Here is a 24,265-nt window from a genome sequence, read left to right as displayed (position 1 = left end):
CGGAGTTCACCATGCTGGTGCGCGAACGCCGTACCGACGCGAGGGGACCCCCATGGACCACGCCCTGCAGTTGCGCCCCGCCACGCCCGAGGACCGCGACTGGATCCACGAGCTGCGCCACCGCGTGTACGCGGAGGAGCTGGGGCAGCATCCGGTGGATCCGTCCGGGCGGCTGAGCGACGGGCTCGACGGCGACAACGTGTATCTCGTGGCCGCGCGCGGGGAGACGCGGATCGGCTTCGTCAGCCTCACCCCGCCGTGGGTCGGCCGCTACTCCCTCGACAAGTACCTGACGCGCGAGGAGCTGCCGGTCCTGACGGAGGAGGCGCCGTTCGAGATCCGCGTCCTGACCGTCGAGGACCGCTGGCGCTCCACAGCGGCGGCGCCGCTCCTCATGTACGCGGCGCTGCGCTGGGTCGCGGCGCGCGGCGGCCGCACGGTGGTGGCGATGGGACGCACGGAGCTGCTCGACATGTACCTCGCCGCGGGCCTTCGCCCGCTGGGGCGGACGGTCCGCTCGGGTGCCGTCTCCTTCGAGGTGCTGAGCGGCTCCGTCGCCGAGCTGACGAGGACGGTCGGGGAGCGCCACGGCCGGACCCTGGAGCGGCTGCGGCAGGGCCTCGACTGGCGGCTCGACGTGCCGTTCGCGCCCCGCGCGGACGGCTGTGAGCACGGCGGCGCCTTCTTCTCCGCCATCGGTACGGACTTCCGGACGCTGACCCGCCGTCACGAGGTGGTCGCCGCAGACGTCCTCGACGCCTGGTTCCCGCCGTCCCCGAAGGTCCGCGCGGTCCTGTCGGAGGACCCGGGGTGGTCGGCGCGGACCTCGCCGCCGACGGGCGCGGAAGGACTGCTCGCGGAGATCGCCGCGGTCCGCGGCCTTCCGGTGGAGTCCCTTGTCGTCGGGGCGGGCTCCTCCGACCTGATCTTCCGGGCGTTCGGCCGGTGGCTGACGCCGGGCAGCCGGGTCCTCCTGCTCGACCCGAGCTACGGCGAGTACGCCCATGTCACCGAGCGGGTCGTCGGCTGCCGGGTCGACCGGCTCCCGCTGAGCCGGGAGGACGGCTGGCTGCTCGACCCGGCCCGGCTCGCCGCCGCGACCCGGAGCGGACGCTACGACCTCGTGGTCGTCGTCAACCCGAACAACCCGACCGGCCGCCACGCCCCCGCCGGCGCGCTGCGCGCGGTGATCGAGGCCTCGCCCGCGCGGACCCGGTGGTGGATCGACGAGGCGTACCTGGGCTATGTCGACCCGGCGGACTCGCTGGCCGGGCTCGCCGCGACCGACCCCCGGGTCGTGGTCTGCACCTCGCTCTCGAAGATGTACGCCCTGTCGGGGATGCGGGCCGCCTATCTGGTGGCCGCCCCGGACACGGCGGGGGAGCTGCGCCGCTGGACGCCGCCGTGGCCCGTGAGCCTCCCGGCCCAGCTCGCCGCTGTCACCGCGCTGCGCGACCCCGCGTACTACGCGGAACGCTGGGCCCGCACCCATGTGCTGCGCCGGGGGCTCGCCGCCGCGCTCACGGAGCTCGACGGGTTCTCCTCGGTCGACGAGGGGGTGGCGAACTTCCTCACGGTGACCCTTCCGCCGGACGGGCCGAGCGCCGCCCTGTTCGTACGGGAATGCCGCCGCCACGACGTGTACCTGCGGGATCTGTCGCCGATGTCCCCGGCATACGAGGGGCGGACCGTCCGTAGCGCCGTCCGTGACACGGCGGAGAACGCGCGGATCGTGGCGGCGTGCCGGAGCGCCCTGGACGCGCTGCGCTCCCCGGTGGGATCCGGGTGGGGCGGGCCGGACGCGCGGGTCGCCCGGTGACGACGGTCGCCGGGCTCGTGCCGTACCTCGGCGGGGCCCTGGCGGTCGGCGGGGTCGCCGTGGCGGCGACCCGGCGGCGTGAGCTGATGGTCCGCTGGTGCGTGTGGGCGCTCGGAGTGCCCCTGATCACCGCCGCGTTCTGGCTCGGTCCGCCCGGGACCGCGGTGCTCGCGGCGGTGGTCGGGGTGATCGCGGTCGCGGAGTACGGCGGGCTGCTGCGGCTCGGACCGGTGGACCGGGCCGTGCTCGGCGCGGCGGTCGTCGGGCTCGTCCTGACGGCCTGGCTGGCTCCCGGGGAGGTGCCGCGGGTGGCGGCGGCCGGGGCGCTCGCGATCGCCGGGGTGCCGCTCCTGTCGGGTGACGCGGATCACGGGCTCCGCCGCCTGGGGGCGGGGCTGCTCGGGCTCGTGTGGCTGGGAGTCCTGGCCGGGCTCGTGCCGCTCGGCGCCCTCGGCCTCGTCCTGTTCGTGGCGGTGTCGGTCGCCGACATCGTCGCGTACGCGGCGGGGCGCCGTCTCGGCGGGCCCCGGCTCTCCCCGCTGTCGCCCGCGAAACGGTGGAGCGGCACGCTGGCCGGGGCGGCGGCCGGCCTCGGCACGCTCGCCGTCCTCTCGTCCCTGACGTGGCAGACCGCGGTGGCCGTGGCGGTCGGCGGCCCGCTCGGGGACCTGCTCGAGTCGATGGTCAAGCGGGGGGCTCGCGCGAAGGACGCGGGCCGCTGGCTTCCCGGCTCCGGCGGTCTGCTCGACCGGATCGACTCCCTCCTCGTCGCCCTCGCGGTGCTGCTGGTGCTGAGCTGAATCCGGGGGCGTGACACCCCGGGCCCCGGACGGAGCGCTCCGGGTGGCGGCGGGCGGGGCGCCGGGTGAGGCTGGCGCCATCACCCCCCAAGGAGGTCCCGTCGTGGCCGGAAGTCTCTCGCGCGGAGTCGTGGCGCTGCTGCTGTCCTGCACCCTGCTCATGACCACCGCCGCCTGTGGCGGCGACGACGACGCGAGCGCGAGCGGTGCCGCCGCGACCCCGACGAGTTCGAGCACCGCCGAGCGGCAGAAGCTCGCGAAGACCCGGTTCGTCGCCAACGCCGGTCTGGCCGCGGGCGCCACGTACCAGTGGATCGTGAAGCCGTACAAGGCGGGCAAGTTCAAGAAGGGCGCGGACGGGCGGACCGTCGCCCTGGTGAAGGCGGGCCTCGCGGGCGCGTTCACGTACAACCGGCTCAAGGCGGCGGTGAACAACGCCAAGGGCGACCCACTGCTCTCGAAGGCGGTCGCGCCGCTCACGGCGGGGATCGACTCGCTGAAGGACCTCGGCACGAAGCTGCGCAAGGGCGAGGCGGGCGACGCGGACGTCGGCGCCTTCGAGAAGATCATCAACGGCGTGAAGGACGCGGGGAAGAGCGCCGGCGCCGAGGTCGTCGACAAGGTCCCGAGCACGTCCCAGCTCGGCGGCGGCTGACATCAGGCGTTGAGCTGCGCGAGCAGGCGGAGCGTGGCGGGGTCCGGTGACGTGACGAGGAGGTCGGTCACCGGGCCCCGCCGCCATGACTCCAGGCGTCCGGCGATCCGCTTCCGGGGGCCGACGAGGGAGATCTCGTCCGCGAAGGCGTCCGGCACGGCGAGGACGGCCTCCTCGCGCCGCCCGGCCGCGAACAGCTCCTGGACGCGCCCGGCCTCCTTCCCGTACCCCATCCGCCCCATCAGGTCGGCGTGGAAGTTGCGGGACGCGTGTCCCATGCCGCCGATGTAGAAGCCGAGCATCGCCTTGACCGGCAGAAGTCCGGCCTTCACGTCCTCGCAGACCTGGGCGCGGACCATGGGCGCGACGAGGAAGCCCTCGGGGAGTGCGTCCGGCAGCGCGTACACCTCCGCCCAGCGGTCGGGCGTCCAGTACAGCGGCAGCCAGCCGTCGGCGATGGCGAGGGTCTGCGCGATGTTCTTGGGACCTTCGGCGCCGAGGAGGACGGGGACGTCGGCGCGGAGCGGGTGCGTGATCGGCTTGAGCGCCTTGCCGAGGCCGGTGCCGTCCTCGCCGCTGTAGGGGTGGGAGTGGTGGCGCCCGTCGAGCCGGACGGGGGCCTCGCGGCGCAGGACCTGGCGGACCACGTCCACGTACTCGCGGGTCGCGGTCAGCGGCGAGCGGGGGAAGGGGCGCCCGTACCAGCCCTCGACGACCTGCGGCCCCGAAAGGCCGAGTCCGAGCAGGACGCGCCCGCCGGAGAGGTGGTCGAGCGTGAGGACGTGCATGGCGGTGGTGGTGGGGGCGCGGGCGGCCATCTGCGCGACGGCCGTGCCCAGCCTGACGCGGCTGGTGTGGGCGGCGATCCAGGTCAGCGCGGTGAAGGCGTCGGAACCCCAGGCCTCGGCCGTCCACACCGAGTCGTAGCCGAGCCGCTCGGCCTCGCGGGCGAGGTCGAGATGGGCGGGGGAGGGGCCGCGGCCCCAGTAGCCGAGGGCGAGTCCGAGTCGCATGCCCCACACCCTTCCTGACTGATCGTCAGATAAGTCGATGCGGGGACTGTACGGCAACGGCCCCCCGCCCGGAAGTGATTCCGGTCGGGGGGCCGTGAGGCTGCCTCGGGGGTCAGCCGCGCTGGATGCCCGTCGTGTCCTGGAGGACACCGCGGCGGCCGTCCTGCGTCTGCGCCACGAGCGCGGCACCGCGCTGCTCGACCGCCAGGTACCAGGTACCCGGGGCCAGTTCGGCGATCGGCGCCGGGGAGCCGTCCTCCGCGTACAGCTGGCGGGCGACCGGGACGGCGAACCAGAACGGCGTGAAGTCCGAGGCCGGCTGCGCCTGCGGGGTCTGGGCCTGCGGCTCCGGCTGGTGCGGGGCGTGCGGCTGCGCGGCGGCGGCCTGCGCGCCGAACGGCTGGCCGGCACCCTGCGAGGGGTCCTGCGGCCCGCCGTACGGCTGCTGCTGCGCGCCCGGGTAGCCGTAGCCGCCGGGGACACCCTGCGGGCCGGGCTGGCCGGGCTGCATGCCGTACGGCTGCGGGGCCTGCGGCTTGGGCGCGGGAAGGAGCGGGCCCTTGAGGGCGGGGACCAGCGGCCCGGCGACGGCGGCACCGGCCGCGACCAGGGAGGCGATCAGGCCGAGGATCAGACCCGCGCCGGCGTTCTCCGACTCGAAGATCCACATCAGCAGGGTCCAGGCGGAGGCGATCGTGAACGCCGTGCCGACCTGGCCGAGCTCCAGGCCGGCCACCTTGCGCTGCTGCGGCAGGGCGCGGGAGGCGACGACGAGGGCGACGCCGACGATGCCGAGGAAGAAGGCGCCCCAGCCGATCGGCGACAACTCCCACGAGTTGGCGCTGAACTGGTCGCAGACCGCGTCAGGGCCGTCACAGCCGGAGGTGTCGAGGAACGAGGCGATGAACAGCACGACCGCTGCACCGATCAGCACGCCATCGCCTCGGGTGAGGGAGCGGATATTCACGTAAGAGTCCTTCGTCGGTCGTCAGTCGTCGCGTCGGGGTGGCGCTCAAGGTTCATGGCACGGGGGAGGCCCCATCGTACGGAGCGAATCTATCGCCCGCCGGTTCTACCCTTCGAGGTAGGTCTCGATGCCGTCGGCGATGCCGCGTGCCGCTTTCTGCCGCCACGCCGCCGAGGCGAGGAGCTCGGCATCCTTCGGATCACGCATATTGCCGCATTCGACGAAGACCTTGGGGACGGTCGAGAGATTGAGCCCGCCGAGATCGTCGCGCACGTCCAACCCCGTACCGGCGCCGAGGTAGTTGGAGGGTTCCGTTCCGGTGGCGCGGGCGAACCGTTCGGCGATCCGCTCGCCGAGCTCACGGGAGGGGCCGACGATCTTCGTCGTGTCGGCGGATCCGCCGCGCACGGATGCGGGCAGGATCACATGGAATCCGCGGTGGCCGACGGCGGAACCGTCCGCGTGGACGGAGACCACGGCGTCGGCGCGGGCCTCGTTGCCGATCCGGGCGCGCTCGTCGATGCACGGACCCCAGGGACGGTCGGCGTCATGGGTGAGGACGACGGTGGCGCCGCGCGCGGTGAGGAGGTCGCGCAGCCGGTGGGAGACGTCGAGCGTGAACGAGGCCTCGGTGTATCCCCCGTTCGTGGAGGTGCCCGTGGTGTCGCACTCCTTGCGGTTCGTCCCGATGTTCACCTTCTGGTTGATTTCCGTGGAATGACGGAAATTGCCGGGGTTGTGACCGGGGTCGATCGCGACGGTGCGTCCGGCGAGCGGGCGGGCCGGCTGTGCGGTCGGGGCCGGGGTCGCGCTCTCGCGCGGGGCCGCCTGGGACGGGGAGGTCTCCCGGGACTCCGGGCTCTGTCCGGACTTCCCGGTCGGCGGCGAGGCCTGGGAGGCCCCGCACCCGGCGAGTACGGCGCAGCAGCCCGTGACGGCGAGGAGGAGGGCGAGGGGACGGCGGGCGGTGTTCCGGTGGTCGTACGGCACCCAGCGACTTTAGGCCCTGCGCGGGCCGGAATGCGGTAGGGGTACGTCGCAGGTTGGTCACCGGCTTTCGCGGAACGGTGGACGCGTGTGCGTGAACCGTGAAGGGTATGCCGGAAGAGGCGACGGTGGGTGCCACCGCGCATGGACCCACGAGGGGGAACCGTGGTGGGGGAAGAACCGAACGACGCACGCCCTGAGCCGCGTGATGCTCGACCGGAGCCACATGCTGCTCGTCCCGAACCCGACGATGCTCGTCCTGAGCCGGGTGACGCCGGACCTGAGCCGAGGGACGCTCGTCCCGAGCCGAAGGACAGACCTCCGGGTGACGCTTCGGGCGCCTCGGAGGCGCCTTGGGCCGCCCCGAGTCCGGCCGCGCCGGTGGCTCCCGTGGCGCCGGTACCTCCGGTCGCTCCGGTGACCCCGGTCGCTCCGGTGGCGCCGGTACCTCCGGTGACCCCGGTACCTCCGGTCGCGCCCGCCGCCGGGCCGCCCACGCTCGCCTTCGGCCCGCCGCCGGGCGGGGCGGCCACCCCGCCCCCTGCGGGGGCGACCCCGTCCGCCGCCCCGGGCGGCACGCCCGGCTACGGTGCCGCGCCCGACTGGTCCGGAGCCGGAGCCGGAGCCGGAGCCGCACCCGGAGCCGCGCCCGACAGGTCCGGTGCCGGACCCGGAGCCGCACCCGGACCCGCGGCCGGATACGGAGCCGTACCGCCGCCCGCCGCCCCGCCCGGCTACGGCCCTCCGCCGGGTTACGGCCCGCCCCCCGGTTACGGTCCCCCCGGTTACGGCCCGCCCCCCGGCCACGGCGGCGCCCAGCCGCCCCCGCCCCCGCCCGGCGACGCCAACACCGCCCAGGCCGTCATGATCGGCCTCCTCAACCTCTCCTGCCTCGGCCTCGGTTACGTCCTCCTGCGCAACTGGATCGGCGCCGCCCTCTGCTGGGTCGCCACCGCCGCGCTGCTCGTGCTCGCGCTCCCCGCCGACGTCGACGGCGTGGCCCCCGGCCTCCTCATCGGCTACGGCGTCTTCCTGCTCGCCGCCGCCGCCGACGGCGCCAGGCGCGGGCTGCGCGCCACCCTGAGGATCGGCACCGGCTTCCGCCGCCTCGCGCTGCCGCTCGCCCTCGTGCTGCTCGCGGTGCCCGCGGGCGGCTCGCTCGCGTACGGCGCTGCCCGCGACGAGGCGAAGGAACAGGCCCTGCTCGAACAGCTGGCCGCCGCCGACGACCTGGTGAAGGCGGGCGACGGACTGCCCATCGCCTCGGCCGAGCCGATCTGGCGCAAGGCGCTCACCACCTACCAGGACCTCGGAACGAAGCACGCGGGCTCACGAGCGGGGAAGCTCGTCCCCGAGCGCCTCGACGCGTACTACGAGACGGTCTCCGGCCCGTACAAGGAGAAGAAGTACTGCGCGGCCGTCCCGCTGCTCAAGCACCTGCGGGGGCTCCCCGGCACCTTCGACAAGGAGCTCCTCGGCTCCCGCCCCGCCAAGACCGACGAGCCGCTCGCCGAGTCGCTCTACGAGTGCGGGACGGCCGCACTGGGAGTGCAGGCCGCCGAGCCGCCCGCCAGCGACAGCCTCAACGAGCTCCTCGACACCTTCCCGAAGTCGGCCCACGCCACCCGCGTCGAGCCGGCCGTGCGCGCGGCCGTCAAGACCCGGACGAGCGCGCTCGGCGGCGCCGAGCCCTGCGACGCCACCACCGAGCTGCGCGCCCTGCGCTCCTCCCTCGACAACATGACGGACCCGTCGTTCGAGCCCGTGGCGAAGGAGGCCGCCGCCGGCGTCCAGCGGGGCGACTTCGCGTGCGGGACCGACCACTTCAAGGAGAAGGAGTTCAGCTCCGCGGCCAAGGCCATGACCGAGTACGCGACGACGTACCCGAGCAGCCCGCAGGCCGCGCACGCCCGCTCCATCGCCATCGCCGCCGAGATCGCCGAGGAGGAGCCCGAGGCCGGCAAGAAGCTGCCGCCCGCCGGAGTGCCCGGCGGTGCCCGGATGGTGATGGTGGTGAGCAACGACGGCCCCGGTGAGGTCGAGCTGCTCTACACGGGCCCGATGACCGGCAAGGTCACGCTCGACGCGTGCAAGACCTGCACGAAGTACAAGACCCCGATCCTCACCATCTCGCCGAAGATCAAGGCCTGCACGGGACCGGCCTCCAAGTACCCCAAGGCGACCATCCTCCTGCCCGCCGGCGACTACCACTTCCTCCAGAAGCGGGCCGCCGGCACGTCCTCGGCCGGTGACACGAAGTCGAGCAGGACGAAGATCGAACCCGGGTACAGCTACACCAACTGCCTGTACGTGACCTCGCTGTACTGACCCGGCTGTTCAGCGGCGGCGCAGGACCCGCAGCGAGTCGGTGACGGAGAGCTCCTCGAAGTCGCCCGACTCCAGTGCCCGGAGGTAGATCCGGTACGGGGCCTGGCCGCCGTCCGCCGGGTCCGGGAAGACGTCGTGGATGACGAGCAGGCCCCCGGGGGCGACCTTGGGGGCCCAGCCCTCGTAGTCGTTGCCCGCGTGCTCGTCGGTGTGCCCGCCGTCGATGAACACGAGCCCCAGCTGCCCGCCCCACACCTTCGCCACCTGCGGCGACCGCCCGACGACGGCGATGACGTACTCCTCAAGGCCCGCCTTGCGGAGCGTGCGGCGGAAGGTGGGCAGGGTGTCCATCAGCCCCACCTCCGGGTCGACCACCGTCTCGTCGTGGTACTCCCACCCCGGCTGCTGCTCCTCGCTGCCCCGGTGGTGGTCCACGGTCACCGCGACCGTCCCCGCCTGCCGGGCCACGTCCGCGAGCAGGAGGGTGGAGCGCCCGCAGTACGTGCCGACCTCCAGGAGCGGCAGCCCGAGCTTCGCGGCCTCGGTGGCCGCCTCGTACAGCGCGAGGCCCTCCCCGGCGGGCATGAACCCCTTCGCGGCCTCGAAGGCGGCAAGGATCTCGGGCGCGGGCACGGACATGGTGACTCCTACTGGCGGGTACGCGGGTACGGGCGCCCATCGTGCCCTACGCGTCGCACTCGAACCACACGGTCTTGCCTGCGGCCGTCTCGTCGGCCCCCCACCGGTCCGTCATGGCCTCCACCAGCGCGAGCCCCCGCCCGCTCTCGTCCAGCGGGTCCGCCGCTTTCGCGTGTACGGCCCCGGGCACGGCATCCGAGACCTCGACCCGCAGCCCGTACGGCTCCCGCAGGATCAGCACGGAGCACCGCCGGCCGGGCACGTGCCGGACGACGTTCGCGACGAGCTCGGTGAGCGCGAGGCTCGCCGGGTCGGCGAGGGGGTCGAGCTCCCAACGCGTGAGGAACATGCGCAGGATGCGGCGCATGTGACCGGCGGAGTGCTCACCGACGGTGAATCCCATGCGGTAGCTCGTCGCAAGTACCGCAGGATAGAGGTCTGTTGCCTGATTCATGCCACCAGGGTGGGGCGGTTTCGTTACGCTCGGCTACGGACCGAACACAACGCCTCACCGCGTGAGCTTGGGGGTGACCTCGCCGTGGTCAACATCCGCAACCTGGATCCGAGCGCCTCGCCGCTGGACTATTACGGATCGGAACTCCGCCGTCTGAGGGAGGAGGCGAAGCTCGGCCAGGCCGAGTTGGGTTCGATCCTCTACTGCACGGCCTCGCTCGTGGGCCAGATAGAGACGGCGAAGAAGGTCCCGACACGCCAGTTCTCGGAACGGCTGGATGCGGCGCTCCTGACGGGCGGGGTCTTCTCCCGGCTGGTGGGGCTGGTGCTGAAGAGCCAGTTGCCGACGTGGTTCCAGGCGTACGCGGAGATGGAAGCGAAGGCGACGTACATCTCGACGTACCAGTCCCAGCTGGTCTACGGCCTGCTCCAGACGCCCGCATACGCCCGCGCGGTACTGAGCGTCGAGAGGCCGGGGCGGCTGGAGGATCAGGTGGCGGCCCGGATGGAGCGCCAACGCATCCTGGAGCGGGAGCATCCGCCTGTGCTGTGTGTCGTCCTCGACGAGGCGGTGCTCTACCGAGAGATCGGCGGTGCCGAGGTCATGCGGAACCAACTCGCCCACCTGTTGGGTTTCCTGGACCATCCGTGGATCCAGGTGCAGGTGCTTCCGTTCGAGGTCGGTCAGCACCCGGGGCTGTTGGGTTCGTTCACGCTGCTGCGCTTCGAGGACGACCCCGACATCCTCTACTCGGAGAGCTACGAATCGGGTCACATGACCGCCAATTCCCAAGTGATCAGGGAAGTGTCCGTCAGCTACGCTCGGCTGCAAGCCTCTGCCCTCTCCAGGGAGGCATCGGCGGCGTTGATCGAACGTGTAATGAAGGAGCGGTATGGGCACCAGCCAGGTCCTGCGGTGGCGTAAGTCGTCCTACAGCGGCCCCAACGGTGGTGACTGCATCGAGTGCGCACCGCTCGGCACCGCTGCCTGGCGTAAGTCGTCCTTCAGTGGCCCTAACGGCGGCGAATGCATCGAGATCGCCGACCTCACCGCCCACATCGCCGTCCGCGACTCCAAGAACCCCGAAGGCCCCGCCTTCCTCGCCACCCTCGCCGCCTTCACGGCCTTCGTGAGCGCCGCCGCCCAGGGGCGTATCGGCCGCTGACCGTGGCGACCCTCATAGGCATGCTGATCCTCGCCCTCGCCCTTCCGGCCTGGGCGGGGATCACCTTCGTGGGCCTGGTCCGGGCCCGGAGGGGCGAAGGGCTGCCCCCACCGCCCCGGCCGCGCAGGACGCCCGCCAAGAAGGCCGCCTGGATCGCCGGGCTCGCGTACGTCGCGGGCGGTGCGCTGCACGTGTACGGCCTGTCGTACCTGCCGTTCCTCTTCCCGGAGGACGCGTGCTGGTTCAACGCGGGTCACAAGGCCGTCCCCGACTCCAGCGGCGCGCTCCCCGTCAGCCTGGTGTGCGCGGGCGAGGAGATCGTCCCGTGGTGGGTCAACCCGGGCCTCCTCGTCCTCGCGGTCACCGCCGTCATCGCGACCGTCACGAGCGTCGTCCTCGCCGCGCGGCGGCGGAGCCGGGGGAACCGTCCGGCTTAGGGCCGCCCGGAAGCCGCCGGGGTCGGGCCGTTCAGCCTCCCGCAAGAACGGCCCGCAGTCTCCGTACGCCCGCCTTCCACTCCTCGCCGTCCGACTCCTCCCACAGTTCCAGGAGTTCGGACGGCTCGGTGAGGACGCGGTCCAGAGCCTCGACGGCCGCCGGGCGGAGTTCCACCGGGAGCACGGGCAGCGGCTCGTCCGGTCCGTACGCGGTGGTGACCGGCTCGCCGCCCGGGCACTGCGCCGCGACCAGGGCGGCCGCCGCGATCGCCTCCACGGCCACGTCCGAGTCCAGGTCGTCGTCACCCGTCCCGGTCACCTCGCGGAACGCGGCGAGGAGTACGTCCGCCTTCTTCTCCGCCGGGGCCTCGTCCACCGTGGACGAGAAGTCGGCGGCGGTGTCGTTGTCGAACGGCCCGATGTCCCACGTACCCATGGCGTGCTCACTCTCTCCGTCGTCCAGGTCCACGGAGATCGTGACAGGCGGCACTGACAACGGACGTGCCGCTCAGTCCTCCGCGCGGAGGCCCGGCTCAGTAGCGGTAGCCGGGCCAGTGCGGGTCGTCCCAGCGCGCCGGTCCGGTCAGTCCTATGAGCCGTATCCGGTGCAGCAGTTCCTCGTGGGCGCCCTGGGGGCCGAGCCGCGCGGGAGCGTGCCGGACGAGCCAGGCACCGAGCTCGGTGCGGAAGGCCTCCTCGTTCTCCTCCTCCCAGGTGTCCCAGGGAAGTTCGTCGCCCAGCAGGCCGTAGTCCCATCGGTCGGCGGCTTCGGCGAGGTGCCGGTCGGCCACGCTCTCGTCGAGCGCCTCCCAGGCCGCGAGCCACGGGCCGAGCGTGCCGGACGCCTCCGCGCACAGTGCGAGGAGTTCGTGGACGGGGACGGCCGGATCCGGATCGGTGAGGGCGTGGGCCCACCAGGCGTGCAGGAACTCGCCCACCGCCGCCGCCTGGTCCCCGGGCCACTGCTGCCAGTTGCCGCGGGCGAACGAGAGGCCCACCTCGTCCATGCCGAACAGGGGCTCCCCCCGTCCTTCGACGAGCGTCCCGGCGAACTGGGGCAGGATGCGGCGCAGCACCGCGCCGTGATCGCGCCAGTCGGGAGCCGTCCACGTGCGGTGCAGGAGGTCCGGGTCGAGCGGGACGTCCGGGACCTTCAGCAGCGCGAGCTCTTCCTCGCTGCCCCAATGGCAGACGCACTGGACCTCGTCGCTCCGGGCGGTCATGCCGCGGAAGGTGACGGACAGCCCGTCCAGGGCCCGGTCGAGCCGGAGGCGTGCGGGGGTGTCGTCGACGCTCATCGGTGTCGGAACCGCCTTGTCAGGACTCCGGGTGGCTGCCGCCCGCCGAAGGTTCCCACCTTACCGGCCCCCTTACCGGCTCCTTGGGCGTCGGGCCGGCTGTGCGAGGATGCGCCGTTCATTACCGATCACGAAGGGAGACGTGCCCATGCGTGCGTCGTTCAGAGCGCTGCTCGCCGCGCTCTTCTCGACAGGTCTGCTCCTCGGCACGGGGACGGGGCCGGTTCAGGCCGACGAGGTGACTCCGCAGACCGCACCGGAGCTGCGCTTCGTCTCGTACAACGTGTGCGGTGCCAGTTGCCCGCTGACGGAGGCCACCGACGCCGTCAGGTCCGCGTGGGTCTCCAGCCTGGTGAAGGAGATCGACGCCTGGGACGCGGATCTGATCATGCTTCAGGAAGTCTGTTACGGGCAGTGGAAGCTGGTCCGCGACGCGCTGGCGGGACGCTCCGGCGAGGACTCCTACGACACCGTGTGGGGCGCGTCGCTGGCCTCCGCTTCCAAGTGCGACCAGTGGGATCCGGTCGACCGCCGATACGGTCTCGCGATCTTCTCGAAGGGTGCCGGCTCGGTCGTCGCGGGGACGCGGAGCGTCACCTTCCTCCCCGAGGTGTCCACGAAGGACACGGAGAACCGCATCCTCCTGTGCGCCCAGACCAAGCTGGGCGCCCGCGTGGCCCGCGCCTGCAACACCCACATCGATCCCCATGACGCGACCACGGCCGAGCAGATCCCCGAGGTGGCGACGCTCGTCAAGGCCGGCCGGCAGGCGGGCGAACCGGTGGTCCTGGCGGGAGACTTCAACCAGGTGCCCGGACACGTCGACATGAACACTCTCTACAACCACGGGACCGGTTCGACCGGCCTGTTCCAGGAAGTGGACGAGAACGACAAGGAGCACTTCACGGCCGTCGACTGCCCGCAGACGGCGGACCGCTGCCGCAGCGGCGAGGCGACGGCCACCACGACCTGCTCCTCGGAAACGACCGGGAACAGTAAGATCGACTACGTCTTCCTGAGCTACGAGTGGTTCAAGACCGTGCGGGGGGACGCACTGCCCTGTCCGCCGGGCATGTCCGACCACCACCTCCTGCGCGGCGCGGCGGCCTGGGAGCAGTAGCGGTCGGCGTACGGCAGGCCCCGTCGGTCCGCACGCGCGGATCGACGGGGCTTTCCGCCGCGAGCCGGCCTCCACCTGCCCCCGCCGACTACGCTCGGGGTGCCTCCGTGAAGCGGTCGAAGCCGACGATCCGGGGGGAGAACACGAGCGTGCCGTGCTCGGCGAGCACGTCCCGCAGCCCGGCCGCGACCTCGGCGTCCGGCTCTCCGAACACCTCGAAGTGCTCCACCCGGCAGTGCTCCATGACCTCCGCGATGTACGGATCCGCGAGCCTCCAGTGCAGGCGGACCGCGTCGGAGTCCCGGTAGAGCTGGAAACTGTGGGCGAGCATCCGCTGCTCGTCGAGGAACGTCTGCACCATCAGCTGCGGGCCGTGTCGCTCCGCGAAGTCCACGGCTTTCGCGATGGCCTCGCGGAAGCCCTCCAGGTGGCCTTCCGTGATGCGCATGGTGTTGCGGAAGAGAAGGGTTCCGTCGCTCTCTGCGGTCATGTCTCCATGCTGAAACCTCGACCACGGTTGAGGTCAAGTCTCCGGCCCGGCCGCACTCCGAGCCTCATCTGACCTTCCGTCAGAATGAAACGTGTTCTAGTCTGCCCGCCATGGGCATCGCCATCACGCACGAACAACGGGAGCTCGCCCGGTCCGTCCGTGGCCTGCTCGCCCGCGCCGTCCCCCCGGAGGACGTACGCAAGGAGCTCGACGCCCCCGAACCCGCCACCGGCCGGCCCGGGTACTGGGACACCCTCGCCTCGCAGGGGCTCCTGGGGCCGCACCTTCCCGAGGAGTACGGGGGAGGCGGCGGCGACCTCGGCGACCTGGCCGTGGTCGTGGAGGAGGCCGCCCGGGCCCTGCTGCCGGGGCCGTACCTCCCCTCCGTCCTCGCCGCCGAGCTCCTCCACCGGGCGGGGCTCGGGGAGCCGGCCGCCGCACTCGCGCGCGGGGAGCGGATCGGGGCCGTCGGCCTGAGTGGCACCGGTGGCGCTCCCGGCGCCCTCACCGCCGTCCCCACCGCCGGCGGCTTTCTCCTCGACGGCACCGCGCCCCCCGTCCTCGGCGGCGCCCAGGCCGATCTTCTGATCCTGCGGGCCGCCACCGCCGACGGCTCCGTCTGGCTCGCCGTGGACGCCGCCGGGCTCGCCGTACGGCCCCACACGAGCGCCGACCCGACGCGGCCCACCGCCGAGGTCACCGCACGGGCCCTTCCCGTCCCCGCAGCCCGCGAACTCGCCCTCGACCCCGCCCTCGTCCATGACCTCGCCGCCGTCCTCCTCGCAGCCGACGCCTGCGGCACCGCCGCCCGCGCCGTCGAGACCGCCGCCGAACACGCCCGCACCCGCGAACAGTTCGGACGGCCCATCGGACAGTTCCAGGGGGTCAAACACCTCTGCGCCGACATGCTCGTCCGGCTCGAACAGGCCCGCGCCCTCACCTGGGACGCCGCCCGCGCCACCCGCACCGAGGCCCGGTCCCTCACCGCCTCCCTCGCCGCCGCCACCGCCCTCGACACCGCGTACACCTGCGCCAAGGACTGCATCCAGATCCTCGGCGGCACCGGCTTCACCTGGGAACACGACGCCCATCTGCTGCTCCGGCGCGCCCTCGTCGCCCGCCAGCTCCTCGGCACCGGCGAGCGGCACCGCCTCGCCGCCCTCCGCCACGCCTCCGCCGGCGTCCGGCGCGGCCTCCGCCTCGACCTGCCGCCCGAGGCCGACCCGTACAGGAGAGCGGCCCGCGAGGCCGTCGCCCCCGCCGCGGGACTCGACCCGGCCGCCGCCCGGCGCGCCCTCGCCCCCACCGGCTACGCGGCCCCGCACCTCCCGGAGCCGTACGGACTCGGCGCCGGCCCCCTCCAGCAGCTCGCCGTCCAGCGCGAACTGGACGAGGCCGGGATCACCGTCGCCGGGCTTGGCATCGCCACCTGGGTCGTGCCCTCGCTCCTCGCCCACGGCACCCCCGCCCAGCAGGCCGAACACCTCGGCCCGACCCTGCGCGGCGAACGCCTCTGGTGCCAGCTCTTCTCCGAACCCGGCGCCGGCTCCGACCTCGCCTCCCTCCGCACCCGCGCCGAACGCACCGAGGACGGACGCTGGCGGATCAACGGCCAGAAGGTGTGGACGAGCGCCGCCCAGTGGGCCCACCACGGCATCCTGCTCGCCCGTACCGACCCCGACGCCCCCAAGCACCAGGGGCTCACCTACTTCCTCGTCGACATGCGGAACACGCCCGGGATCGTCGTACGGCCGCTCAAGGAGATCACCGGGGACTCCCTCTTCAACGAGGTCTGGTTCGACGACGCGATCCTCCCCGCCGACGCCGTCGTCGGCGAGGTGAACGACGGCTGGCGGGTCGCCCGCAACACCCTCGGCAACGAACGCGTCCACATGGCCGACCAGGTCGCCTTCGACAGCGGCCTCGAAGCCCTCATCGAGCGTGCGGACGGCGTCGACGACTCCGTCCGGGTACGGATCGGGGCCCTCCTCGCCGAGGCGCACGCGCTCGCGTGCATCGGCCTGCGCACCACCCTGCTCCAGGTCTCAGGACTCGAACCGGGCGCGGGCGCCAGCGTCCGCAAGCTCGTCCAGACCCTGCACCAGCAGAAGGTCGCCGAACTCACCCTCGAACTCCTCGGCCCCGAAGGCGCCGTGCGCGAGGGCCCCGGTGAACGGGCCGTCCACGGACTGCTCATGTCCCGCTGCCTCACGATCGCGGGCGGCACCACCCAGGTACAGCTCAATGTCGTCGCCGAGCGGCTGCTCGGCCTGCCGAGAGACTGAGGGGGACCGCGATGACCACCAAGGCGTACGTCGTCGGTGTCGGGATGACGAAGTTCGAGAAGCCGGAGACCCGGGACTGGCAGTACTGGGACATGGTCCGCGAGGCGGGCACCGCCGCCCTCGCCGACGCCGGCGTGCCCTACGCGCGCGTGGAGCAGGCCGCCGTCGGCTACTGCTTCCAGGCCTCCACCGCGGGACAGCGCGCCGTGTACGAGCTCGGGCTCTCCGGCATCCCCGTCCTCAACGTCAACAACAACTGCGCGACCGGCTCCACCGCCCTCATGACCGCCCGCCAGTTCGTCGAGGGCGGGATCGCCGACTGCGTCCTCGCGGTGGGCTTCGAGAAGATGAGCAGGGGTTCGCTCGGCGGCGGTTCGGGCGCGGGGGACTTCGCCACCTCGCCCGTCGCCCGGCACTACGGCATCATGGCCGCCGCCCACGGCTTCGAGGCCACCCCGCCCACCGCCCAGATCTTCGGCAACGCGGCCCGTGAGCACATGGAGCGGTACGGGACGACCGAGGTGCAGCTCGCGGCCGTCGGCGCCAAGAACCACCAGCATTCGGTGGGCAACCCGTACGCCCAGTTCCAGGACGCCCGCACCGTCGACGAGATCCTCGCCGCGAAGACCGTCCACCGGCCGCTCACCAGGCTCCAGTGCTCGCCCACCTCCGACGGCGCGGCCGCCGCCCTCGTCGTCTCCGGACGCTTCGTCGAGGAACACGGCCTGCGGGAAAGGGCCGTGGAGATCGCCGGCCAGGCCATGGCCACCGACACCGAGGAGTCCTTCGCCTCGGGCTCCTGCATCGACGCGGTCGGCCGCCCGATGTCCCGGGCCGCCGCCCGGCAGGCGTACGAGCGCTCGGGGCTCGGCATCGAGGACGTCGACGTCATCGAACTCCACGACTGCTTCTCCATCAACGAACTCCTCACGTACGAGGCGCTCGGCATGTGCGAGGACGGGGCTTCCGGCAAACTCGTCGAGTCCGGCGCCACGACGTACGGCGGGCGCTGGATCGTGAACCCCTCGGGCGGTCTCATCTCCAAGGGCCACCCGCTCGGCGCGACGGGCCTCGCGCAGACCGCCGAACTCGTCTGGCAGCTACGGGGCGAGGCCGGGGCACGGCAGGTGACGGGGGCGCGGGTCGGACTCGCGCACAACATCGGCCTGGGCGGGGCGGCGGTGGTGACGCTGCTGCGGAAGCCGTAGGACTCCCGGCGTAGGCGAAAGCCGTAGGACTCACGGCGTATGTACGGGGTGGAGGCCGTCTGCGACCATGACATTCATGCCGCAGAACGACCCCGTCAGCAAGGCCGTCACGGCCTCCGCCCCCCTCCCCTCCATACCGGCCGCGCCGCCCCGCGCCTGGCTCGTCGTCCTCGCCGCCTGTGCCGGGCAGTTCCTCGTCGTCCTCGACGTCTCCGTCATGAACGTGGCCCTGCCGTCGATGAAGGCCGACCTCGGCCTCTCCACGCTCGGACTGCAGTGGGTGCTCAACGCCTACTCGATCGCCTTCGCCGGCTTCATGCTCCTCGGCGGACGGGCCGCCGACCTCTACGGGCGCAAGGCGATGTTCCTGCTCGGGCTCGGGCTCTTCACCGCGGCCTCCGTCGTCGGCGGCGTCGCCCCCGAGGGCCAGTACCTGATCGGCGCCCGTGCGGTGCAGGGCCTCGGCGCCGCCCTCCTCTCGCCGGCCACCCTCACCCTGGTCACGGCGGCCGTCCCCGCGGGAGCCGCCCGCACCCGGGCCATCGGGACGTGGACGGCGGTCGGCGCGGCCGGCGGCGCGGCGGGCGGCTTCGTCGGCGGGCTCCTCGTCGACCTGCTCTCCTGGCGCTGGGTCCTCCTCATCAACGTGCCCGTGGGCATCCTGGTCCTCGCCGCCGGGGCCCTGTGGCTCCGCGAGAGCCGCACCGGCGCGGGCCGCCGCCTCGACCTCCCGGGCGCCGTCCTCGTCACGGCGGGCCTCGCCACCCTCGCGTACGGCATCGTGCAGACGGAGGCGACGGGCTGGACCGCCCCGGCCACCCTGCTGCCGCTGCTCGGCGGCCTCGCCCTCCTCGCCGTCTTCGTCGTCGTCGAGTCCCGCACCCGGGAGCCCCTCGTACCGCTCGGCATCTTCCGCAACCGTGCCGTGTCGGCGGCCAACGCGGCGATCCTGCTGTGCGGTTGCAGCTCCTTCGGCATGTGGTTCTTCATGACGGTGTACGCGCAGAACGTCCTCGGCTACACCCCGCTCCAGGCGGGTCTCGCGCTCGTCCCCAGCTCCCTGAGCGTGCTCCTCGGCTCCAAGCTCGCGCCCCACCTGATGCCCGTGGTCGGCGCGCGGAACCTCGCCGTCATCGGCGCGCTCCTCGGTGCCGCGGGCTTCGCCTGGCAGTCGACGCTGACCGTCGACGGCACCTTCCTCGGCACGATCCTGGGCCCCGGCGTCCTCATGATGGGCGGCATCGGCCTCGCGACCACCCCGCTCGCGACCCTGGCCACGTCCAGCGCCTCGCCGGGCGACGCCGGCCTGGTCTCCGGGCTCGTCAACACCTCCCGCACGATGGGCGGCGCGATCGGTCTCGCCGTCCTCACGACCGTCGCCGCGGCCGCCACCCCGACGGTCGTCCACTTCGGCCTCGTACCCGACCCCGCCTGGCTGGTTCCCGGTTACGCGGCGGCCTTCCGCGTCTCCGCCGGGGTCCTCGTGACGGCGGCCGTCCTGATGCTGTTCTGGCTGCCGAAGGAGGCGGACCGGCGCGGGGCGTAGGCGACAATGCGGCCATGATGATCAAGAGCAGATTCAGAACCGCCGTGACCGCCCTCGCCGTCGGCGCCGCCCTGACGGTCGCGCCCTCGGCGTCGGCGGAGCCCGTCGTGGCCGTGACCACCGGCGCGATATTCAACGACCCGACGAGCACCGACAAGGCCGCCACAGGCCGCATCCTCTTCCACCTGACGGGCCTCGTCGACGGAGCCGAGGCAGGGTCGTCCATCCGGATCTCCCTGTACCTGTTCCACTCCCAGTACATGGCCGACCGGCTGGTCGCCGCCCACCGGCGGGGCGTCTCCGTCCAGGTGGTCCTCGACGCGGACAGCACCTCGGGGGCGGCCACGTACCTCGCGACCGAGCTGGCGAAGCCCGGCAGCGCGCCCTCCTGGGTCCGCACCTGCAAGCCCTCGGAGGCCTGCCTCGCCCTGGACCCGGGCACCACGGCCACGGACCCCGACGGCTGGTACAACAACGTCAACCACAACAAGTTCTTCCTGTTCTCCCGTACCAAGGGCAAGGGCGACACCCCGGTCGACAACGTCGTGGTGCAGTCCTCCGGCAACCTCACGGGGCAGGACACCGACGCCTGGTGGAACGACGCCCTGACGGTGGTGGGCAACACGGAACTGTTCGCCGCGTACAGCCGGTACTTCGACGACCAGGCGGCGGCCGCCGTCGGGGAGACTCCGCAGGTCGCTGACTACGCCCACGACACCCAGGCCGGCAAGGCCAAGGTCTACTTCTTCCCCCGGTCCTCCACCGACGTGATCGTGAACATCCTCAAGACGGTGGCGCCGGCCGGCACCGCGAACCCCTGCGGCGGCAACTCCCCGGGATTCGGCACCACCGACGGTCGTACGAAGATCCGCATCGCGCAGGGCCACATCACCCGCACCGAGGTGGCCAGGCAGCTGTGGGAGCTCGCCGAGCAGGGCTGCCACATCGAGATCGTGTACCGCTCGCTCGAGAACTGGGACGCGGCGGCCGGCAAGCCGATGACCGAGGTGTCCTCCTGGCTGTCCAGGCCGACCTCGGGGAAGGGCCGGATCATCCTGCACAAGCTCGACAACGACGGCCGCGGCGGCTCCGACACCCACACCAAGTACCTGCTGGTCGAGGGCACGTATCTCGGCGGCGTGAACAAGAAGATCGTCTTCACCGGCAGCCACACGTACACGGGAATGGCGCTCACGGTGAACGACGAGACCCTCCTCAAGTACGAGGACTCGACGGTCTTCGACCAGTACGCGACCAACTTCGAGGCCCAGCGCGCCGCCTCCCTCGCGGAACGCGAGCTGTAGGCGCCTGCCCCCCCACGCGTGACGCCGGGTGGCCCGCACCGCCTCCGTACGGTCGCGGGCCGTCAGTACTGCTCCGAGGCGGCCGCCGCCGCGAGCGCCGGGTCGATCACCGTCTCCCCGCGCAGCACCCGCCGGACCGCGTCGGCCAGCTCCTCCACGGGCCCGTCCTTGACCAGGAACCCGGCCGCCCCCGCCTCCCGTGCGCGCCGGAGATACCCCGGCCGCCCGGCGGTCGTCAGGACCACCACCCGGCAGTCCGGCACCTCGTCCCGCAGGTCCGCGGCGGCGTCGAGCCCCGAGCGCCCCGGCAGCCCGACGTCGAGCAGCGCCACATCGGGCCGCACGAGGAGCGCCGCGTCCACGACCTCGTCGCCGCGCCCGACCTGCGCGACCACCTCGAAGTCACGCTCCATCCCGAGCAGCATCGCCAGGGCGCCCCGTGTCGTCCCCTGGTCCTCGGCGAGCAGGATCCTGATCATTTCCGTGGGCTCCCCGTCGTGCGGGCCGGGGGCCGCCACGGGGAATTCCGCGGCGGCCCGGGATCCGCGCCCGGGGGCCGGTCCCGAGACCAGCGTGCCGCCTGCGGCCGCGACCCGCTCGCGGAGAGCCGTGCGCCGCCGTTTCTGACATACCGTCAGGAGGGTTCACAACCGTCATCGGCTCGGCTATACATGGGGACCACCGACCTAGAACGCGTTCTAGAACGGGCGCGTACGGGACGGTCCCCGCACGGCCTCGGTGCGGCCGACGGTGCGGACGGCCGCGCCGAGGTCTTCCCCGCCACGAGGAGCAGCAGCCCGATGCCGATCGACCCCGCCAAGGCCCTCGCCGCCGAACCCCGCAGCGCCGGGATCTCCTGGGACCACAAGGACGTCCAGCTCTACCACCTCGGACTCGGAGCGGGCCTCCCCGCCACCGACCCCGACGAGCTCCGCTACACCCTCGAATCACGGCTCCACGTCCTGCCCAGCTTCGCCACCGTCGCCGGCGCCGGCATGGGGGTCGTCGGCGGGCTCTCCGCCCCCGGCATCGACATCGACCTCGCCGCCGTCCTGCACGGCGGACAGTCGATCACCCTCCACCGCCCCGTCCCCGTCGCCGGCCGCGCCGTCTCCACCTCCCGCGTCGCCGCCGTGTACGACAAGGGCAAGGCCGCCGTCCTCGTCCTGCGCTCCGAGGCCGCCGACGACGAGGGCCCGCTCTGGACCAGCGACGCCCAGATCTTCGTACGCGGCGAAGGCGGCTGGGGCGGCGACCGCGGGCCCTCCGAGCGCCTCGCCCTCCCCGACCGCGCGCCCGACGTCACCGCCGAACGCCCGATCCGTGAGGAACAGGCCCTCCTCTACCGGCTCTCCGGGGACTGGAACCCGCTCCACGCCGACCCCGAGTTCGCCGAGCTCGCCGGCTTCGACCGGCCGATCCTGCACGGCCTCTGCTCGTACGGCATGACCCTCAAGGCGGTCGTGGACACGGTGCTCGGCGGGGACGTCACCCGGGTCACCTCGTACCGCACGCGCTTCGCCGGAATCGTCTTCCCCGGCGAGACCCTGCGCATCCGGATGTGGGCCGGGGAGGGCCGCGTCCAGGTGACGGTCACGGCCGTGGAGCGCGACGACGCCCCCGTACTCGCCGACACCCTCGTCGAACACTCGTAGAACCATCACACCCGTCCCGGAGGGAGCCGCACCATGCGCGCAGCCGTACTGCACGAGATCGGCCAGGACAAACTCGAAGTCCTCGACGACGTCGAGGCCGTGGGCTTCGGCCCCGGCAAGGTGCGGATCCGGGTCCGGGCCACCGGCCTCTGCCACTCCGACGTCTCCGCGATGAGCGGCGTCCTTCCGCAGCCCGCCCCGTTCATCCCCGGCCACGAGGGCGCGGGCGAGATCCTCGACGTCGGCGACGGCGTCACCGGACTCGACCAGGGCCAGCGGGTGCTGCTCTGCTGGCTGCCCGCCTGCGGCAGCTGTCCCGCCTGCCGGCGCGGCCAGACGCACCTCTGCCTTGCCGGCTTCATGAACGCCGGCACGCCCAACTTCAAGCGCCCCGGCGGCGACCTCTTCGGCTTCGCCGGCACCGGCACCTTCACCGAGGAGGTCGTCGTCGACGCCGGCTGCGCCGTCCCGATCCCCGACGACGTCCCCTTCGAGATCGCCGCCCTCATCGGCTGCGGCGTCACCACCGGCCTCGGCGCCGCCATCAACACCGCCAAGGTGGAGGCCGGTTCGTCGGTCGCCGTCATCGGCTGCGGAGGCGTCGGCGTCTCCGCGATCCAGGGCGCCAGGCTCCAGGGCGCCGCCCAGATCGTCGCCGTCGACCCCGTCGCCTCGCGCCGCGAGGCCGCCCTGCGCTTCGGCGCCACCGAGGCCGTCGCCCCGGACGCCCTCGCCGACGCCAAGCAGCGGATCACCGGCGGGGAGGGCTTCGACTACGTCTTCGAGGTCGTCGGCAGGTCTGCCACCGCCCGCACCGCGTACGAGACGACCCGGCGCGGCGGCACCCTCTGCGTCGTCGGCGCCGGAGCCCTCGACGACCACCTCAAGCTCAGCATGTTCGAGCTGTTCTTCGACGAGAAGCGGATCCTGCCGTCCATGTACGGCGGCGGCGACGTGCTCCGCTCGTACGAGAGGGCCATCGCCCTCTGGCGGGCGGGCCGCATCGACCTGGAGTCGCTCATCACCCACCGGGTGCCGCTCGCGGGGATCAACGAGGCCCTGGAGCAGATGCGCACGGGCGCCGCTCTCCGTACCTGCATCGAGATCTGAGAGGGACGGCCATGACCCTTCCGCTCGACGGACTGAGCGCGATCGTCACCGGCGCCGGGCGCGGTCTCGGCCGCGCCGAGGCCCTCGAACTGGCCCGGCTCGGCGCCGCCGTCGTCGTCAACGACTACGGGCAGCCCGGCCGCGACGGCTCGGGCACGGCCTCCGCCGGGCCCGCCGAGGAGGTCGCCGCCGAGATCCGCGCGGCGGGCGGCCGGGCCGTCGCGCACCTCGGCGACGTCTCCGACTTCGAGACCGCACGGGCCCTGGTCGCCCTGGCCGTCGCCCAGTTCGGGAAACTGGACGTCCTGGTCAACAACGCGGGCATCCTGCGTGACCGGATGGTCTTCTCGATGAGCGAGGACGAGTGGGACTCGGTCGTACGGGTCCACCTCAAGGGCCACTTCAACACCACCCACTTCGCCGCCGCGCACTGGCGGGGCCGCGCCAAGGCGGGGGAGACCGGTGTTCACGGCCGGATCGTCAACACCTCGTCCGAGGCCTTCCTCGCCGGCTCGGCCGGACAGCCCAACTACGCGGCGGCCAAGGGCGGCATCGTGGGCCTGACCACGTCGACGGCGCTCGCGCTCGCCCGGTACGGGGTGACGGCGAACGCGATCTGCCCGAGGGCCAGGACGCGGATGACGGAGGACGTGTTCGCCGGCTTCGGGGAGCCGACGGAGGAGGGCGCGCTCGACCCGCTGTCCCCCGATCACGTGGCGCCGCTCGTCGGCTATCTCGCCTCCCCGGCGGCGGCCGGGGTCAACGGCCAGCTGCTCGTCGTGCACGGCGGGATGGTGGCGGTCGTCGACCGGCCGCGGGTGTCGGCCAAGTTCGACACGGCCAAGGAGGCGTTCACGTACGAGGAACTGGACGGCCTGCTCACCCCGCACTACGCCGCCCGCCCGGCGGGCGAGACCTTCGCGGCGACGGAGGTGCTGGGACTCAAAAGGGGCTGAGGACCGGCCGTCGCACGAGGACGGTCAGC

23 protein-coding genes and 1 pseudogene are annotated in these 24,265 nt (G+C 72.8%); 15 read left to right on the top strand and 9 right to left on the bottom strand.

Annotated elements, in window-relative coordinates; all coding sequences use genetic code 11:
* Positions 1 to 52 precede the first annotated feature (52 nt).
* The 3 genes from ACZ4VK_RS02625 to ACZ4VK_RS02615 all read left to right on the top strand — a co-directional run bounded on the left by ACZ4VK_RS02625 (position 53) and on the right by ACZ4VK_RS02615 (position 3,274).
* The gene (locus ACZ4VK_RS02625; RefSeq protein WP_468347681.1) at positions 53 to 1,819 is read left to right on the top strand and encodes an aminotransferase class I/II-fold pyridoxal phosphate-dependent enzyme; all 1,767 of its coding nucleotides are present in this window, start codon (positions 53 to 55) and stop codon (positions 1,817 to 1,819) included.
* Positions 1,816 to 2,619, top strand: a complete 804-nt coding sequence (locus tag ACZ4VK_RS02620) for a phosphatidate cytidylyltransferase (RefSeq protein ID WP_468347678.1) — start codon at positions 1,816 to 1,818, stop codon at positions 2,617 to 2,619. The genes ACZ4VK_RS02625 and ACZ4VK_RS02620 overlap by 4 nt, the downstream gene beginning before the upstream one ends.
* A 160-nt stretch (positions 2,620 to 2,779) precedes the next feature.
* Positions 2,780 to 3,274 carry a hypothetical protein gene (locus ACZ4VK_RS02615; protein ID WP_468348815.1) on the top strand — a complete coding sequence of 165 codons (495 nt, stop codon included), beginning with the start codon at positions 2,780 to 2,782 and terminating at the stop codon, positions 3,272 to 3,274.
* A 2-nt stretch (positions 3,275 to 3,276) separates the two neighbouring features.
* Here the strand turns inward: ACZ4VK_RS02615 and ACZ4VK_RS02610 are convergent, their stop codons facing one another.
* The 3 genes from ACZ4VK_RS02610 to ACZ4VK_RS02600 form a co-directional block, all read right to left on the bottom strand.
* A complete protein-coding gene (locus tag ACZ4VK_RS02610; RefSeq protein ID WP_468347675.1) occupies positions 3,277 to 4,287 on the bottom strand; it encodes an LLM class F420-dependent oxidoreductase in 1,011 nt (336 codons plus the stop codon).
* A 112-nt stretch (positions 4,288 to 4,399) separates the two neighbouring features.
* Positions 4,400 to 5,254 carry a hypothetical protein gene (locus ACZ4VK_RS02605; protein WP_468347673.1) on the bottom strand — a complete coding sequence of 285 codons (855 nt, stop codon included), beginning with the start codon at positions 5,252 to 5,254 and terminating at the stop codon, positions 4,400 to 4,402.
* Between the two features lie 105 nt (positions 5,255 to 5,359).
* Complete coding sequence (locus tag ACZ4VK_RS02600) at positions 5,360 to 6,244, bottom strand: N-acetylmuramoyl-L-alanine amidase (protein WP_468347671.1); 885 nt, start codon at positions 6,242 to 6,244, stop codon at positions 5,360 to 5,362.
* A 450-nt stretch (positions 6,245 to 6,694) separates the two neighbouring features.
* On the opposite strand from ACZ4VK_RS02600, the gene ACZ4VK_RS02595 reads away from it, so the two are divergent.
* Positions 6,695 to 8,569, top strand: a complete 1,875-nt coding sequence (locus ACZ4VK_RS02595; RefSeq protein WP_468347669.1) for a hypothetical protein — start codon at positions 6,695 to 6,697, stop codon at positions 8,567 to 8,569.
* A 9-nt stretch (positions 8,570 to 8,578) separates the two neighbouring features.
* On the opposite strand, the gene ACZ4VK_RS02590 is transcribed toward ACZ4VK_RS02595, so the two are convergent.
* Together ACZ4VK_RS02590 and ACZ4VK_RS02585 are read right to left on the bottom strand one after the other, a co-directional pair.
* Positions 8,579 to 9,208, bottom strand: a complete 630-nt coding sequence (locus ACZ4VK_RS02590; protein WP_468347667.1) for a class I SAM-dependent methyltransferase — start codon at positions 9,206 to 9,208, stop codon at positions 8,579 to 8,581.
* A 46-nt stretch (positions 9,209 to 9,254) separates the two neighbouring features.
* Positions 9,255 to 9,662, bottom strand: a complete 408-nt coding sequence (locus ACZ4VK_RS02585) for an ATP-binding protein (RefSeq protein WP_468347665.1) — start codon at positions 9,660 to 9,662, stop codon at positions 9,255 to 9,257.
* Between the two features lie 84 nt (positions 9,663 to 9,746).
* Between ACZ4VK_RS02585 and ACZ4VK_RS02580 the strand changes: the two genes are divergently transcribed.
* From ACZ4VK_RS02580 to ACZ4VK_RS02570, 3 genes are read left to right on the top strand one after another with little or no spacing between them, the layout of a single operon-like run.
* On the top strand, positions 9,747 to 10,586 hold the full coding sequence (locus ACZ4VK_RS02580) for a helix-turn-helix domain-containing protein (protein ID WP_468347663.1): 840 nt from the start codon (positions 9,747 to 9,749) through the stop codon (positions 10,584 to 10,586).
* Positions 10,555 to 10,827, top strand: a complete 273-nt coding sequence (locus ACZ4VK_RS02575; protein ID WP_468347661.1) for a DUF397 domain-containing protein — start codon at positions 10,555 to 10,557, stop codon at positions 10,825 to 10,827. Before ACZ4VK_RS02580 ends, ACZ4VK_RS02575 begins: the two co-directional genes overlap by 32 nt.
* A gap of 20 nt (positions 10,828 to 10,847) precedes the next feature.
* Positions 10,848 to 11,264 carry a hypothetical protein gene (locus tag ACZ4VK_RS02570; protein ID WP_468347660.1) on the top strand — a complete coding sequence of 139 codons (417 nt, stop codon included), beginning with the start codon at positions 10,848 to 10,850 and terminating at the stop codon, positions 11,262 to 11,264.
* Between the two features lie 31 nt (positions 11,265 to 11,295).
* On the opposite strand, the gene ACZ4VK_RS02565 is transcribed toward ACZ4VK_RS02570, so the two are convergent.
* Positions 11,296 to 11,700, bottom strand: a complete 405-nt coding sequence (locus ACZ4VK_RS02565; protein WP_468348813.1) for a DUF4259 domain-containing protein — start codon at positions 11,698 to 11,700, stop codon at positions 11,296 to 11,298.
* A 97-nt stretch (positions 11,701 to 11,797) separates the two neighbouring features.
* Positions 11,798 to 12,562, bottom strand: a complete 765-nt coding sequence (locus ACZ4VK_RS02560; RefSeq protein ID WP_468347658.1) for a hypothetical protein — start codon at positions 12,560 to 12,562, stop codon at positions 11,798 to 11,800.
* Positions 12,563 to 12,710: 148 nt separating this feature from the next.
* On the opposite strand from ACZ4VK_RS02560, the gene ACZ4VK_RS02555 reads away from it, so the two are divergent.
* Positions 12,711 to 13,682, top strand: coding sequence for an endonuclease/exonuclease/phosphatase family protein (locus ACZ4VK_RS02555; RefSeq protein WP_468347656.1), 972 nt, complete (start codon positions 12,711 to 12,713; stop codon positions 13,680 to 13,682).
* 88 nt (positions 13,683 to 13,770) lie between these two features.
* On the opposite strand, the gene ACZ4VK_RS02550 is transcribed toward ACZ4VK_RS02555, so the two are convergent.
* A complete protein-coding gene (locus ACZ4VK_RS02550) occupies positions 13,771 to 14,172 on the bottom strand; it encodes a hypothetical protein (protein ID WP_468347654.1) in 402 nt (133 codons plus the stop codon).
* Positions 14,173 to 14,282: 110 nt separating this feature from the next.
* Here ACZ4VK_RS02550 and ACZ4VK_RS02545 point away from each other — a divergent pair, with 110 nt between their 5' ends.
* From ACZ4VK_RS02545 to ACZ4VK_RS02530, 4 genes are all read left to right on the top strand, one after another.
* Positions 14,283 to 16,457 (top strand): acyl-CoA dehydrogenase, encoded by a 2,175-nt coding sequence (locus ACZ4VK_RS02545; RefSeq protein WP_468347652.1) that lies wholly within the window; start codon positions 14,283 to 14,285, stop codon positions 16,455 to 16,457.
* Between the two features lie 11 nt (positions 16,458 to 16,468).
* Positions 16,469 to 17,665, top strand: coding sequence for a lipid-transfer protein (locus ACZ4VK_RS02540; RefSeq protein WP_468347650.1), 1,197 nt, complete (start codon positions 16,469 to 16,471; stop codon positions 17,663 to 17,665).
* A gap of 76 nt (positions 17,666 to 17,741) precedes the next feature.
* Positions 17,742 to 19,211, top strand: coding sequence for an MFS transporter (locus ACZ4VK_RS02535; protein ID WP_468347648.1), 1,470 nt, complete (start codon positions 17,742 to 17,744; stop codon positions 19,209 to 19,211).
* A 14-nt stretch (positions 19,212 to 19,225) separates the two neighbouring features.
* Positions 19,226 to 20,515 (top strand): phospholipase D-like domain-containing protein, encoded by a 1,290-nt coding sequence (locus ACZ4VK_RS02530; protein ID WP_468347646.1) that lies wholly within the window; start codon positions 19,226 to 19,228, stop codon positions 20,513 to 20,515.
* Between the two features lie 74 nt (positions 20,516 to 20,589).
* On the opposite strand, the pseudogene ACZ4VK_RS02525 reads toward ACZ4VK_RS02530, so the two are convergent.
* A pseudogene (locus tag ACZ4VK_RS02525) lies at positions 20,590 to 20,994 on the bottom strand (response regulator); the annotation flags it as partial.
* A 321-nt stretch (positions 20,995 to 21,315) separates the two neighbouring features.
* Here ACZ4VK_RS02525 and ACZ4VK_RS02520 point away from each other — a divergent pair.
* Genes ACZ4VK_RS02520 through ACZ4VK_RS02510 form a run of 3 tightly spaced genes read left to right on the top strand, consistent with a single transcriptional unit; the run spans position 21,316 to position 24,236 of the window.
* Entirely contained in the window at positions 21,316 to 22,170 is an 855-nt protein-coding gene (locus ACZ4VK_RS02520) for a MaoC/PaaZ C-terminal domain-containing protein (protein ID WP_468347644.1), read from the top strand.
* Positions 22,171 to 22,203: 33 nt separating this feature from the next.
* Positions 22,204 to 23,280 (top strand): Zn-dependent alcohol dehydrogenase, encoded by a 1,077-nt coding sequence (locus ACZ4VK_RS02515; protein ID WP_468347642.1) that lies wholly within the window; start codon positions 22,204 to 22,206, stop codon positions 23,278 to 23,280.
* A gap of 11 nt (positions 23,281 to 23,291) precedes the next feature.
* The gene (locus ACZ4VK_RS02510; protein WP_468347641.1) at positions 23,292 to 24,236 is read left to right on the top strand and encodes a 3-oxoacyl-ACP reductase; all 945 of its coding nucleotides are present in this window, start codon (positions 23,292 to 23,294) and stop codon (positions 24,234 to 24,236) included.
* Positions 24,237 to 24,265: the final 29 nt, after the last annotated feature.

It is taken from the genome of Streptomyces sp. NPDC028711 (assembly GCF_055565415.1).
The sequence above is the reverse complement of the archived record's forward strand: the minus strand, read 5'-3'. Positions and strand labels throughout refer to the sequence as shown.

Bases quoted from the DNA above. Each gene is read 5' to 3' on its own strand.
- ACZ4VK_RS02625 (WP_468347681.1), top strand. From the start codon at position 53: ATGGACCACGCCCTGCAGTTGCGCCCCGCCACGCCCGAGGACCGCGAC.
- ACZ4VK_RS02615 (WP_468348815.1), top strand. From the start codon at position 2,780: ATGACCACCGCCGCCTGTGGCGGCGACGACGACGCGAGCGCGAGCGGT.
- ACZ4VK_RS02610 (WP_468347675.1), bottom strand. From the start codon at position 4,287: ATGCGACTCGGACTCGCCCTCGGCTACTGGGGCCGCGGCCCCTCCCCC.
- ACZ4VK_RS02590 (WP_468347667.1), bottom strand. From the start codon at position 9,208: ATGTCCGTGCCCGCGCCCGAGATCCTTGCCGCCTTCGAGGCCGCGAAG.
- ACZ4VK_RS02585 (WP_468347665.1), bottom strand. From the start codon at position 9,662: ATGAATCAGGCAACAGACCTCTATCCTGCGGTACTTGCGACGAGCTAC.
- ACZ4VK_RS02575 (WP_468347661.1), top strand. From the start codon at position 10,555: ATGGGCACCAGCCAGGTCCTGCGGTGGCGTAAGTCGTCCTACAGCGGC.
- ACZ4VK_RS02570 (WP_468347660.1), top strand. From the start codon at position 10,848: ATGCTGATCCTCGCCCTCGCCCTTCCGGCCTGGGCGGGGATCACCTTC.
- ACZ4VK_RS02565 (WP_468348813.1), bottom strand. From the start codon at position 11,700: ATGGGTACGTGGGACATCGGGCCGTTCGACAACGACACCGCCGCCGAC.
- ACZ4VK_RS02560 (WP_468347658.1), bottom strand. From the start codon at position 12,562: ATGAGCGTCGACGACACCCCCGCACGCCTCCGGCTCGACCGGGCCCTG.
- ACZ4VK_RS02555 (WP_468347656.1), top strand. From the start codon at position 12,711: ATGCGTGCGTCGTTCAGAGCGCTGCTCGCCGCGCTCTTCTCGACAGGT.
- ACZ4VK_RS02550 (WP_468347654.1), bottom strand. From the start codon at position 14,172: ATGACCGCAGAGAGCGACGGAACCCTTCTCTTCCGCAACACCATGCGC.
- ACZ4VK_RS02545 (WP_468347652.1), top strand. From the start codon at position 14,283: ATGGGCATCGCCATCACGCACGAACAACGGGAGCTCGCCCGGTCCGTC.
- ACZ4VK_RS02540 (WP_468347650.1), top strand. From the start codon at position 16,469: ATGACCACCAAGGCGTACGTCGTCGGTGTCGGGATGACGAAGTTCGAG.
- ACZ4VK_RS02535 (WP_468347648.1), top strand. From the start codon at position 17,742: ATGCCGCAGAACGACCCCGTCAGCAAGGCCGTCACGGCCTCCGCCCCC.
- ACZ4VK_RS02530 (WP_468347646.1), top strand. From the start codon at position 19,226: ATGATGATCAAGAGCAGATTCAGAACCGCCGTGACCGCCCTCGCCGTC.
- ACZ4VK_RS02520 (WP_468347644.1), top strand. From the start codon at position 21,316: ATGCCGATCGACCCCGCCAAGGCCCTCGCCGCCGAACCCCGCAGCGCC.
- ACZ4VK_RS02515 (WP_468347642.1), top strand. From the start codon at position 22,204: ATGCGCGCAGCCGTACTGCACGAGATCGGCCAGGACAAACTCGAAGTC.
- ACZ4VK_RS02510 (WP_468347641.1), top strand. From the start codon at position 23,292: ATGACCCTTCCGCTCGACGGACTGAGCGCGATCGTCACCGGCGCCGGG.